Annotated in this window: 7 protein-coding genes and 6 pseudogenes; 9 read left to right on the forward strand and 4 right to left on the reverse strand. The window is 58.7% G+C overall.

Features of this window, described 5'->3' with window-relative positions; translation table 11 throughout:
* Nucleotides 1-7 precede the first annotated feature (7 nt).
* Together istB and istA are read right to left on the reverse strand one after the other, a co-directional pair.
* Nucleotides 8-850, reverse strand: a complete 843-nt coding sequence (gene istB, locus IYX23_RS19690) for an IS21-like element helper ATPase IstB (RefSeq protein ID WP_124740458.1) — start codon at nucleotides 848-850, stop codon at nucleotides 8-10.
* Nucleotides 847-2,372: pseudogene (istA, locus tag IYX23_RS19695) on the reverse strand (IS21 family transposase). The gene istB and the pseudogene istA overlap by 4 nt, the downstream one beginning before the upstream one ends.
* Before the next feature lie 702 nt (nucleotides 2,373-3,074).
* Between istA and IYX23_RS19700 the strand changes: the two are divergent.
* The 7 genes and pseudogenes from IYX23_RS19700 to IYX23_RS19730 form a co-directional block, all read left to right on the forward strand.
* A complete protein-coding gene (locus tag IYX23_RS19700; RefSeq protein ID WP_196394632.1) occupies nucleotides 3,075-3,302 on the forward strand; it encodes a cold shock domain-containing protein in 228 nt (75 codons plus the stop codon).
* Between the two features lie 572 nt (nucleotides 3,303-3,874).
* Nucleotides 3,875-4,312, forward strand: coding sequence for a hypothetical protein (locus IYX23_RS20565; RefSeq protein WP_196394633.1), 438 nt, complete (start codon nucleotides 3,875-3,877; stop codon nucleotides 4,310-4,312).
* A 70-nt stretch (nucleotides 4,313-4,382) separates the two neighbouring features.
* A pseudogene (locus IYX23_RS19710) lies at nucleotides 4,383-5,838 on the forward strand (ISKra4 family transposase).
* Between the two features lie 318 nt (nucleotides 5,839-6,156).
* Nucleotides 6,157-7,167: a DUF389 domain-containing protein gene (locus IYX23_RS19715; protein ID WP_196394634.1), complete on the forward strand. Its 1,011-nt coding sequence runs from the start codon at nucleotides 6,157-6,159 to the stop codon at nucleotides 7,165-7,167.
* A gap of 382 nt (nucleotides 7,168-7,549) precedes the next feature.
* A pseudogene (locus IYX23_RS19720) lies at nucleotides 7,550-7,819 on the forward strand (transposase); the annotation flags it as partial.
* Between the two features lie 120 nt (nucleotides 7,820-7,939).
* A pseudogene (locus IYX23_RS19725) lies at nucleotides 7,940-8,660 on the forward strand (IS630 family transposase).
* 218 nt (nucleotides 8,661-8,878) lie between these two features.
* Nucleotides 8,879-9,493, forward strand: a pseudogene (locus IYX23_RS19730) (DDE-type integrase/transposase/recombinase); the annotation flags it as partial.
* 57 nt (nucleotides 9,494-9,550) lie between these two features.
* On the opposite strand, the pseudogene IYX23_RS19735 reads toward IYX23_RS19730, so the two are convergent.
* Nucleotides 9,551-9,987: pseudogene (locus IYX23_RS19735) on the reverse strand (L,D-transpeptidase).
* On the opposite strand from IYX23_RS19735, the gene IYX23_RS19740 reads away from it, so the two are divergent.
* Complete coding sequence (locus IYX23_RS19740; protein ID WP_196394787.1) at nucleotides 9,944-10,096, forward strand: hypothetical protein; 153 nt, start codon at nucleotides 9,944-9,946, stop codon at nucleotides 10,094-10,096. The pseudogene IYX23_RS19735 and the gene IYX23_RS19740 sit on opposite strands and share 44 nt — an antisense overlap.
* Before the next feature lie 175 nt (nucleotides 10,097-10,271).
* Here the strand turns inward: IYX23_RS19740 and IYX23_RS19745 are convergent, their stop codons facing one another.
* Entirely contained in the window at nucleotides 10,272-11,426 is a 1,155-nt protein-coding gene (locus IYX23_RS19745; protein WP_196394635.1) for a hypothetical protein, read from the reverse strand.
* A gap of 281 nt (nucleotides 11,427-11,707) precedes the next feature.
* Here IYX23_RS19745 and IYX23_RS19750 point away from each other — a divergent pair, with 281 nt between their 5' ends.
* Entirely contained in the window at nucleotides 11,708-11,899 is a 192-nt protein-coding gene (locus tag IYX23_RS19750; protein WP_175093359.1) for a CsbD family protein, read from the forward strand.
* Nucleotides 11,900-12,034 lie beyond the last annotated feature (135 nt).

The raw sequence follows: 12,034 nt of genomic DNA on the forward strand, positions 1-12,034 counted from the left end.
GCGGCGGTTAAATGTCTGCGTCGGCTTCTCCTTTGGTTCTTGGGTTTACGCTGGGCTCGTCGGCATTGCGCCGTTGCGCCTTCCTGGCTGTCGCGAGACGATAGCTGTCGCCGTTCATCTCCAGAATGTGGACATGATGGGTGAGCCGATCGAGCAGCGCGCCGGTGAGCCGTTCCGACCCGAACACCGACGTCCATTCATCGAATGGCAGATTGCTGGTCACCAGCGTGGCGCCACGTTCATAGCGCTGGCTGAAGACCTCGAAGAGCAGTTCAGAACCAACCGCCGTGAACGGCACGTAGCCCAGCTCATCGACGATCAGCAATTTGACGGTGTTGAGATGCTTTTGCAGCGCCCGCAGGCGGCGCTCGTCGCGCGCTTCCATGAGTTCGTGCACGAGAGCGGCGGCCGAGGTGAAGGCGACGCTGAAGCCCTTTTGGCAAGCGGCGAGCCCAAGGGCGAGCGCGACGTGAGTCTTGCCGGTTCCGGATGGACCCAGCGCGATGCAGTTCTGTCGCTTCTCTATCCATTCGCACCGCGCCAGCTCCAGAACCAGCGGCTTGTTGAGTGACGGCTGCGCGGCGAAGTCGAATGTGTCGAGGCTCTTGATCTGCGTAAAGCGCGCCAGGCGAATGCGACGCTCGACATTGCGCCGCTCGCGATCGATACGCTCCAGTTCGCACAGGCGCAGCAAATAGCGCGGATAATCGGCGCGATCTTGCGCCGATTCCAGCGCCACTTTCTCATATTCGCGCGCGAAGGTGGGAAGCTTCAACGCCTTGAGGTGATTGCCCAGCAGCACCTGCGGTGCGACGATCGTTTGGGAGGTCGACTCCTGCGAGGCGCTCATGCCGAAACTCGTGCACTTGGCTCGATAGCGGCTGCGCTGGCGACGAGCCCGAGATAGGCGCGCGGGTCTGTCGCGCCGACCGTCGCCACTGGCAGATAGGGGTAGAATGTCAGATCGAGCCGGGCTGGCCGGTTCTCCAATTTGGCGAGCAGGAGCATCTTCACCGCGTCAAAACTGATTGCGCCAAGACGCAGCGCCTCCGCGATGGCCTGTTCGACGAGATGTTGATGGAAGTCCTCCATCAGCCGCAGCACCTGGATGAACTCGCGGCGCCCGCTGTTCCCCATGCGCGCCTCCATCAGCCGCCGCAGACGATAGACGCAATCGGCGAGGCGCCAGTCGTCGAGCGGCGCGGCCTGATCGAGCGCCTTGCTCTTGTGTTCGAGCAAGGCGAGATAATGCAGCGGATTATAAATGAACTCGGCCTTGTCGTAGCTGCGCGCATGCACGGCGACCGTCTCACCGCGACAGACAATCTCGACTCTGTCGACGTAACCCTTTGCCAACACCTCTTGATGACCATAGCGGGTTGGAACCGAGTAATCGTTGTTGCGGTGCGCACCAACGACATGGACGAGACGCGCGTCGCAATCTTGTGACAGGCGTCATAAGGGGTCGGCGGCAACGGCATGAACGCGGATATGTCCGACTGCATGCGTTCGCTGATTGTCATCGACTGGCCGCGCAATATTGCCTGTCGTCGCTTCGTGCAGGCGTCGAGGAGCCTTATGTTGAGCGCGTCGAAACTCTCCGCGACAGGCAGAGGCGTCATGAAGTTGCGCCGGACATAGCCGACCAGCCCCTCGACCTTGCCCTTGTCATTGCCTTTGCCCGGTCTGCCGAAGCGATCCTCAAACAGATAATGGCTTTGGAGTTCGGCAAACATTTGCGAACGCAGGCGCCTGCCGCCCTTCACGATCTTTGCAACCGCGAGCCGAGTGTTGTCGTATAAAATCGACTGCGGCACGCCGCCGAAAAAATCGAACGCCGCCACATGACCATCGCAAAAGGCTTCCGCTGTCTCGGCGGGATAGGCCTTGACGAAGCAACCGTCCGAGTGCGGCAGGTCCACGCAAAAGTAATGAAAGCGGACCTTCTTGCCGGCGATGTAGCCGTCCGCCTCGCCAAAATCCGCCTGCGCCTGTCCGGGGCAATGGCTCAACGGAATAAACATCTCGCGCGACCGCAACAGCGCCCGCGCCACATACTCGCGAACGATCGTGTAGCCGCCGGAAAACCCCTCTTCGTCCCGTAACCGTTCAAAAATCCGCTGCGCCGTATGCCGCTGCTTTTTGTGAACGCTCCGGTTGCCCTCCAGAATATTGTCGATCCAGGCCATATACGGCCCCAGCTTCTTCGATGCCGGCCGCTCGCGCCGCCGATAGCCCGGCGGAATCGAATATTGGAGCATCTTCGTGATCGTGTTGCGATGAACGCCAAAGCGCTTAGACGCCTCCCGCCGGCTCAGCCCGTCCGCCATCACTGCGCGTCGTATCGCGGCATAGAGTTCCACTGTGAACATCCTTTCGGCCTCTCCATGCCTTTCAAAGACATCGAGTCGGCCTATCAGGACCGGTACACTTTTGTCCCGCCATCAAAGCGGCAGATCAAAGCCGGTTCAGTGGTACACTTTGCGCCCGCGCTTTATACCTTCATTGATCTTCCCAAGATGCGGCGCTTCGTCTGCAAGGAATACTGAAGCCTTTCCACTTCCACGTGGCTCCTTTGCTATGCCGCAAGGGGACCGCGTGATTGTTATACTGGAGTTCTTTCGCCAGGCGCCACGCGATGAAAAAATCGAGTGATCGTCGCGACTGAAGAGAGAACTTCGAGACTAGCCAAGTGGCCGTATCTTATGCGCTTGGCAGTATTATAATAATGTCATTTTCCATGGAAAAAGGCCGGACGGTTGCTTAATCAAAAGCCTGTCCTTGTCGGATCTGTCGATCGAGAGCCTATCGGCGTGTACTTCAAAATGACATTTGACGAGCTTTGTCGGCGATTTTGTATTCATTGGCTGCGCTAGAGATTCCCGGCCCACTCGCGAGGCCTTCCCGGTTAATGTTATGCGGTCTGGTTAGCCGTTCGCTCTGTCCTTTTTCAAGCGGCTGCAATCGGTGAAGCCTAAGTCGACGCCATTCACGGTCGAGGCCCTTTGTGAGTTCGCGCGGTTATTCTTGAGGACTCGTCCCATCGATAATCTCTCCAGCGAAAAGGAGCGGAAATGCAATTAGGAACTGTCAGATACTATAGCCCAGAACGCGGCTTCGGGTTTGTGCGGCCGGAGAGCGGTGGAGCGTCGATATTCGTCCACTTCAGCGTTTTCCAGCGCGCGGGGATCGAGAACATTACGCCGGGCTCGAAGGTCTATTTCGAGACCGGCGCCGATCCCCGCCGCGGGACCGAGTGGGTCGAAGAGGTGGAACTGGCATCGCTTCGCGTTCGATCGTAAATCGCCGCGCAGCGCGAAGAGCGGCGGCCCCGCCGCCATGCTCCTGGCAACCTCGCGCGGGGCTCACTTTTTTTTGGCGTCGCGGATTTAGGGCCCGTCGGCAGATGGCTTTGCGGATAAGCCCGTTGTCTTCTCCATATCTGACAAACGCTTGTCGCCAGGGTAAGCCATCGTCAGCGACCGGCGTCTTCTCGCCTAGCCCGTAGCTTCACCGCCGTGGGCTTTTTCCCGCGCGAGTTAACTAGAATTCATCCGTCTCCCATGTAAGTCGCCCAAGACGCTCTTGTCGCGCATAAGCGCGGAGCCGCGGATGATCTTCGATGAACAGCCGAAGAACCATGAATGCGTCTGCCGCAAGCCCGAGCGCGCCAAGGTCCGCAAATCCTCGAATATCTGCAGCCATCATATGGAAAACGAACCATTCGCCCTTTCCAAATTCAGCAAATTGCTTGCGAGCAACTGTTCGTGCCTACGATCATAAAGAACGGTGACGCCCGCTTCTGACCTTCGAGCGGTGGGCTGTCCCTACCGTAAAAAAATTTGTCCGGTTGGCGCGCACGTCGAATCGGTTGATGTTCTTCCATATGGCGGAGTTGCTCCAACTCATCTGGTCGGCCCTCTCCCGGCTGTTCCGCTCGCGCGCCTCGCAGGAAGCCGAGATCGCTGCGCTACGCCATCAGCTCAATGTGTTGCATAGACAGTCACCAAAGCGGCCGACATTCAGCGCCCTTGATCGACTGATCGTCGTTGTTCTCTTCCGCATTGCTCCTGGAATGACGAACGTTCTGAAGATCGTGGGTACCGGCGGACGTCTTGCGGACGGCAAGCCATTCTCGCGCGGCGCGCTCTATCTGCTGCTGCAAAATCGCATCTATCGCGGCGAGATCACCCATAAGGACGCCGCCTACCCCGGCCAGCATGACGCGATCATCGATGTAGAGCTCACGACCGAATTCATTTATAGCCGCGAGTCGCCTGGCAAGATTGGCTTCACGAAGACGGCACCGTAAAATTAACTGGGTTACGACGAACGTTAACGATTTCCGACGCAGGAAATGGTGGACCTTGCGGAGGACGGCGATGCGTTGGAAGATTACGATTGAAGGCCTGGACGAATTCAGTGGACGCGACACCGCCGAGATGGTGATCGAAAAAGACGTCGGCCGATTGTCGAAGGGGGAGATCGGGCTCACGATCGCGGATGGAAAGTCGATCATGGCGTGTTTGCACCAGCTTGTAGTCAAACAGCAATGTGAGGCCTACGTCCTGACGAGCTGGTATTGCACCGATTGTCAGACGTTCCGGCGCATCAAGGACTACGGCAAGCGCAAGATCCGAACGGTCTATGGACGCGTAGAAGTCAGCAACCCGCGGATTATGAATTGTCGGCGCTGCGTTCCCTATTTTTGTGACGCTTCTGCCGTTTTGCGCGACATCTGCCCCGATCAGGCGACGCCGGAATTGATGGAATTGTCGGCTCGTTTGGGCAGCCTTATGCCGTACCGAAAGGCGGCTGATGTGCTGGCGGAGTTTCTCCCGATCCCATCAACGGAATCGTTCATGACCTTGCGTCACCGGACGATGAAACTCGGCGAGCGACTCGATGAGAAAGCGCGACGGCGCGCTTATTTCGAACCGCCGTCCTCATCCGAACACACGCAGGTCGAGCTCGATCTACCCAACGATCCGGAGCGCGAATTTGTCGTGAGCATCGACACCGCCCATGTGCGCTGCAGTCGGTTGGAAAAAGCACGGACATTTGAGATCGCTGTCGCGCGCTGTGGGCGTGGCCGGCGCGGCTCGCCGCCCGCACTACTTTGCGACAGCCGACACATCGAAACGCGAATTACGATCGCGAGCGCTTCAAGCGCTCCAACACGAGGGTTACGTTGGACGTGGCGAAATAACCGTAATCTCCGACGGCGCCGAGATCATGAAGCGTCTGCCCAAGGCTCTGCCGAAGCCGACGGCGCACATCATCGACTGGTTCCACATCGCGATGAAAATTCAGCCTATGCAGCAAATCGCCGATCATATTGTGCGCTGTCGCGACGAATGGACCAATGCAACGGTCGTTTTGGACGAAGAGATTCGCACCCTGAAATGGAAGCTGTGGCACGGACAGGTCGATCGAGCGATGCAGCAACTTGAAGAATTGATCGCCGACATGGCGATGTTACGCGAACAAGGCGACGAGAGCGCCGGGCGCATAGGGCAATTGGGTCAAGCTCTCCTGACCTACATCCGTCAGAACAAGGCGGCGATTGTCGATTACGGAGCTCGATATCGATCAGGGCGCCGGATCGCTTCGTCGCTCGCTGAGTCCGCCGTGGATACCCTTGTCGCCCGACGCTTGGTCAAAAAGCAGCAGATACAATGGTCGCTCAAAGGGGCGCATCGCATGTTGCAAGTTCGCGCGGCCGTGCTCAACCGCGACTTGAGCAAGCGTTTGGCTTGGCGCCCGCCAGAGCCAACGCATCGGTATCACTTCGCCTGGATGTTCGAGCCCATCCCGCCACTGCTTCAAGCCGCGTGAAACCCAGTTAATTTTACGGTCCCAACGCCGCTTACTGATTTTCTACGATGCGATGCTACGCAGCATCGCCCCACCGGATTATCTCGGGCGCGTCTCCGGCTGGGGCTGGTCGCTGGGTTATGCCGGCGGCCCCATCTGTCTCGTGGCGGCGTTGTTTGATCCCAACGATGCACACACGGCCCGCGCTCGCCCAGAGGCCGACGATGCACTAACATCACAATTGGACCGGTCGCTGGGGGCGATCAGGTCACAAATCCCTAGACTTCCTCATGCTCGATTCCCGAATAGGCAGAGCCTGAGGAAAGTGGAGTGATGCCGATGAAAGACCAGAAATCACTTCACGATAGGCCCCTTGAGACATCCCCTGAAGTGCCTGCGCATGTGTCGCATTTGTTTTCGCTCGCGGTGCCTTCAGATCTCCGCACGGGTGTTTTTGATATACTTTTCTTCAATCTCAAGAAGGGATGGCAGCTACCGTTCTGGCTGATGCTGACTCTGAGTGCCGGCCTCGCGACGCTTGGGCTTTCAGAGAATTCGGCCGCGATAGTGATCGGAGCAATGATCATCGCACCACTGGGCCAACCGATCATTGCACTTGGGGCCGCGGTAGCGCTAGGTTGGCCGCGTCAGTTCATTCGGTTGCTCATGCTCGCGGTCATCGGCGCTGCATCGGTGGTGACGCTCGCTTTCGGCATTGGCCTTCTGCTGCCCACCGCGACGCCAAATGACGAGATATTGGCGCGGACGGCTCCCGACCTGCGAGACCTATGCGTGGCTCTGTTCGCAGGTATTGCCGGCGCTTATGGTTATTATCGCTTTGAGTCCTCCGCAGTGCTTGCCGGAGTGGCAATCGCCGTCGCCCTCATCCCACCCCTCTGCACTGCCGGGCTTATGCTGGCGGAGGGGCGCTATATCCTGGCCACCGGAGCGTACGTGCTTTTCCTGACCAACTTCATTGGGATCGCCATTGCGGCTGTTCTTGTTTTTTTCTTAACCGGCGTTGCACACGCTGAAAGCAGGCGAGGTTGGTTCGTTGGGGGCGCCGTTATCACGGTGGCGGCGGCGATGCTAGTAATCGGTCCGCTCGCAGCCAATTACAAACGGCTCGGGTTCCGTGTCATTGAAACACGGCAGGCCTATCAGACAGCGGAACAACTGCTAAAGACAGCGTCAGGCAGTCCAGTCATAGTAGACCTCTCCATTGACCGCGCGCTGCTGACAATCACGTTGCGGGGATCTCCAAACGATCCAACCGAACTGCGGCGGCTAACGGATGCGATCCAGAAAGCGCTCGGGCTTCAGGTAGAATTGGTGGCCGAGACGAAATGACCTGCCGCGGCAGAAATGAGATGTTGCGCAGAATTGACCTTGCCCCCGAAGAACGCCTCCCAAGGCTGATTGCGTAGGATCGGCTTTGGAGGGTTTTGGCATGAATGGCGCGTTGGGGGGACAATACACGCTTGGGTTCAAGCAAGAGGCTGTTCGGCTGGTCCGAGGAGGCGAAGCAATCTCTTCGGTGGCGAAGACCTTGAAGATTTCGGTTTAGACGCTGCACAACTGGGTAAAGGCCGAAGCAGCGGGCGGACCCGTTCGCGCCATGCGGTGATGCGAAGAGAGTGGATAGATCCCAGAGCCGGTCCTGAAAGAAGTTGAGTCGAAAGAGTCGGTTGTGATTCCCGTGCGAAGAGAATGATTCGCAGGGGAGTTGCTGATGTGGAAGCCGGAGCATCGCATCGTGGCCGATCGTCGCGGCCTTCGTTACCCTTCCGATCTGACCGACGCGGAGTAGGCTCTTGTCGCGCCTTTAATCCCGCCGGCCAAGCGCGGCGGCCGCAAACGAACGGTCGACGTGCGCGAGGTCCTCAACGCGATTTTTTACGTGCTCGCCACAGGCTGTCAGTGGAAAGCTTTGCTCAAAGACCTGCCGCCCAAGAGCACGGCGCATTCCTATTTCATGCTGTGGGATTGGAACGGAACGCTGGTCCGTTGTTGCGTTTCACCCCAAACTAGAGCGGTTTCTTCTCTGATTGAATCGTGGGGGGGATTCTCGAATCATCTAGTTCTGATTCAAGCTGCCTGCTGGCGAAGGAGGCTGGCATGCATGTCGAAGAAGACCCTTTCGCTTGATCTTCGAGAACGCGTTGTCTCCGCCGTCGCAGCCGGCATGTCGCGCCGACAGGCGGCTGAGCGTTTTGGCGTTTCGGCGGCGAGCGCTGTTCGCTGGTGCGCCCGCGAGAAGGAGACTGGCAGTCCTGCCGCCAGACCAGCGCGAGGCATGGTTCGAAAACCAGCTGGATCTTGATCCCGAACGCCTCGTCTTCATCGACGAAACCTGGGCGACGACGAACATGGCGCGCAAGAAAGGGCGCGCGCCCAAAGGTGAGAGGCTGCGCGCCAGCGTTCCCCACGGTCATTGGAAAACGACGACCTTCGTTGCCGGCCTTCGTCTCACGGGACTAATGGCGCCGATGGTCCTCGACGGCCCGATCAATGGCCTGTGGTTCCAGGCATATGTCGATCAGGTGCTCGTCCCAACGCTCTCGCGGGGCGACATCGTCATTATGGACAATCTGGGTAGCCACAAGGGCGCGGGCGTCCGCCAAGCGATCGAGGCCTCAGGCGCGAAACTGATCTATCTCCCGCCCTACAGCCCAGACTTCAATCCGATCGAGAAGGCCTTCTCCAAACTGAAAGCACTGCTGCGCAAGGCAGCAGAACGAACCGTCGACGGCCTGTGGAATAGGATCGGAGAGCTACTCCACGCCTTCACCCCAAGCGAATGCGCAAACTTCTTCGCCGCGGCTGGCTACGAACCTCTTTGAGAAGAAACCGCTCTAGAAAGCGTAACCAAAAGAGCCATCTTGAGACCGAAGAGCCCGCGCGGGCTGCAGCGGCGAAGCGGGTAGTTTTGGTTGGCACGCGCTGATGGCCACAAAGCCGACCGGAAGGCCGCGCGGACGGCCTATAGAAAAACGAAAGCACCAAAACCGCTGCGTCGTCGCGGGCGGCCTCGGAAGCCGTTGTGCGGAAGCACGAGTCCGTTGAGCCGGCGGATGAGTTCAAGGGCAAGACCACGGCGCCAAACCAGCTCTGGCAGACCGACTTCACCTATTTGAAGGTGATCGGCTGGGGCTGGTTTTACCTCAGCACCATCCTCGACGACTTCTCGCGCTACATCGTCGCCTGGAAGCTGTGCACGACGATGAAGGCTGACGACGTCACCGAGACGCTGAACCTAGCGCTGCAAGCCTCCGGCCTCGATCAGGTCCATGTCGTTCATCGGCCGCGCCTGCTCTCGGACAATGGCTCGTCCTATATCTCCGGCGATCTGGCGACATGGCTCAACGATCATAAAATTGAGCACATCCGCGGCGCGCCCTGTCATCCGCAGACCCAAGGCAAGATCGAGCGCTGGCATCAGACGCTCAAGAACCGCATCCTGCTCGAAAACTATTATCTGCCCGGAAACCTGAAAGCGAAGATCGGCACCTTCGTCGATCACTACAATCGTCGTCGCTATCACGAGAGCTTGAACAATCTCACGCCGGCCGACGTCTACTGCGGGCGCGGCGCAAAAATCTTGCGCGAACGAGAAAGGATCAAACGTATCACCGTCGAAAATCGACGCTTGCACCACCAAATGACCGCCGCTTAAGCTCAACCGTCAGGTGAGCCGCGTCCTCCATTAAATCACGACGCCCGCTGTCTCAAATCATTCGACGACGGACATTACTGGCGTACCGACGCTTACGCGATCGAACAGATCAATCACGTCCTCGTTCAACATGCGGATGCAGCCGTAGGAGGCGGCAGCGCCGATCGATCGCGCATCCTTTTGGTCGTCCCGTGAATCGCCACCTGGAGGCGGCTGAGGGTAAGAGCGCGAGCGCCCATGGGATTGTTCGGCGAACCGCCGCGAATAAGGTCCGGCAATTCCGGATGGTCGCGTTTCACTTTCCATGGCGGAGCCCAGTCGGGATTGACGTACTTCCCGATAATCGTGACGGAGCCAGACCATTCCTCGCTGCTCTTGGGCACGGCGATCGGATAGCGAATTGCGACGCCTTCATCCGTGACGGAAAAAAGTTTGCGTTGTCGCGCGTCAATGACAATCGTGCCCGGCTCGACGGACGATGGAAAGACCACCATATCCCGAGTGGCGCTGATCGACGGCAAGTCGGCGGCGACAACGCTGGAGCGCGAATGTGATGCGCCGCCACTGGCGACAACGATCGAGTTGAGCAGCCGGTCAGTATGAAGATCGAAAGCGTGGCCGATGCTCCAGGACCGATCAGGAGGCGGCGCAAAGGCCGCATCCGGATCCCGCCGCTAATGGCGCAATAACGCCAGAAGAATAATGATCGGAATTGGAACGCCGAGCATCCAGAGCAGAATTGAACGTCCCATGACTTACGCTCCTCTTCGGATGTGCTTCACCAGCGCGTCAGATGGCTGGCGTCGAACTGCTCGTCTCGGTGACGGCCGCCGACGCCGGCTCCCCACCAAGCGGCCGCTGCGCCGAGAACCATCGAGGCGGCTGTCAAAAAGGCAAGAAGGATTCCGCCTTTGCGCGCAATTTCGGTCGCCGCCCGCACGTTGTCGGCGGAAGTCTTCAGCTGTTCGGAAAGCGCGTCGACACGTTTTTCGGCGTCAGCCTGCGCAAGATTCGCGCGCGCGGCAACGATGCGCACCAGATAGGCGCGATCGTCGCTGCTTAGAGAACCATTGGCGGCTCCCATCAATAAAATGCGCGAAATTTCTTGACGCGACGTTTCTATTGACCCGCTATTGACCGCTGAGGTGTTTCCATCGCCCCGCGCCGCGTTATCGACGCCAAAGTTAATCGGCTCGGCATTGGGCGCGACGCGCAAGGCAAGAATGATTCCGGCCTTGCGAGCGGTTTCACTCGCCTCCCGCGCCTTGTCGGCTGCAGCCTTCGCCTGGGCGAGAATCGCGTCGACTCGCCTTTCGGCGTCGGCCTGCGAGAGGCCAGCGCGCGCTGCAATAGCGCGCGCCACATAGATGCGATCGTCGCTGCTCACAGTGCCATTGGCCGCGCCCAGGGCCAAAACGCGTGAGGCCTCCGGACGCGACGATTGCATTGTTGCGGTATTGGCCCCTGATGCGCTTCTTTGCGCTTCGGCTTCTTTGTATCGTAACAACGTGTCGATCTGATATCCGATCGGATCGGCATTGAGTCCAACGCTCGACGCCATGGCGGCGGCGCCAGATTTTGCGAGATCCGCGCCGCCCTTGACCGCGGACGAAAGTGACAATGTCGTGACAGCGGACGAAAGTGAGAATGTTGCGAGCGCCGTGCCGATGACCACGGCGACGGCCCAAACGACCAGCCCGTGCGCGCCGTCCCTGACGTGGACCTCGTGAGGCGCTGTGCCTTCGATGGGGCGGCGCAGGCGGCCTGTAACATATCCTCCCGCGACGAAGCTGGAGACCGTGATCCAGGTGAACCAGAGCGCGAGAACGACGTAAAATATTATGGGCGACGGGCCGTGATAGGGCGAGACGAGCGAGAGGCCGATGGCGGAGCCAAAAGCGGTCATCAGCACGATGATTGCGGAAGCAAGCATTGCTCCCGCGAAAATTGCCGGCCATTCGACGTAGGAGGATCCTGGTGGACCGTCAGAAATTCGCGCGGATGACATTGATGTGTCGGTCATAGCCGTGTCTCCCTTTTTGGGCCGTTCAGCGCAAACCGAGGAAGGAAAGAATGGCCAAGATGATTACAATGAGACCAACGAGATAGATGATGCCGTTCATAACGTCCTCCATGGAACCCGAACCCAGATCTATGCGTTTACCAATGTAGCGCGCAATATCGCGCGTCCCTCAATCATTCAGGAGAAAAATCATGGGCAGCACGACCGACAAGATCAAGGGTGCGGCAAATCAGGCTGCGGGGGCAGTCAAGCAGGGGGTCGGCCAAGCAGTAGGCAACCCGAACCTTGAGCTCAAAGGCGCGGTGCAGGAGCTCAAGGGCGAAGCGCAGGAGGCCGTCGGCAAGGCTAAGGATGCTGTGAAGAAGCTCGTCGACAAGGCCTAACTTGATCTCATCCTAAGCATGGAAAAGCGGCCTTAAAGGTCGCTTTTTTCATAGCTGTTTCATGTGACCAGTCCGGACCCCCGATCCCCGAGACGATATTGGCAGATTCGCCGTTCGTGCGAGAGTATCCCCCTT

The sequence above is a fragment of the Methylocystis sp. L43 genome (genome assembly GCF_015709525.1).
In the GTDB taxonomy this organism is placed as follows: Bacteria; Pseudomonadota; Alphaproteobacteria; order Rhizobiales; family Beijerinckiaceae; genus Methylocystis.

Coding starts and splice junctions, on each gene's coding strand:
- istB (WP_124740458.1), bottom strand. CDS start 850: ATGAGCGCCTCGCAGGAGTCGACCTCCCAAACGATCGTCGCACCGCAG.
- IYX23_RS20565 (WP_196394633.1), top strand. CDS start 3,875: ATGTTCTTCCATATGGCGGAGTTGCTCCAACTCATCTGGTCGGCCCTC.
- IYX23_RS19715 (WP_196394634.1), top strand. CDS start 6,157: ATGAAAGACCAGAAATCACTTCACGATAGGCCCCTTGAGACATCCCCT.
- IYX23_RS19750 (WP_175093359.1), top strand. CDS start 11,708: ATGGGCAGCACGACCGACAAGATCAAGGGTGCGGCAAATCAGGCTGCG.
- IYX23_RS19745 (WP_196394635.1), bottom strand. CDS start 11,426: ATGCTTGCTTCCGCAATCATCGTGCTGATGACCGCTTTTGGCTCCGCC.
- IYX23_RS19700 (WP_196394632.1), top strand. CDS start 3,075: ATGCAATTAGGAACTGTCAGATACTATAGCCCAGAACGCGGCTTCGGG.
- IYX23_RS19740 (WP_196394787.1), top strand. CDS start 9,944: ATGACAATCGTGCCCGGCTCGACGGACGATGGAAAGACCACCATATCC.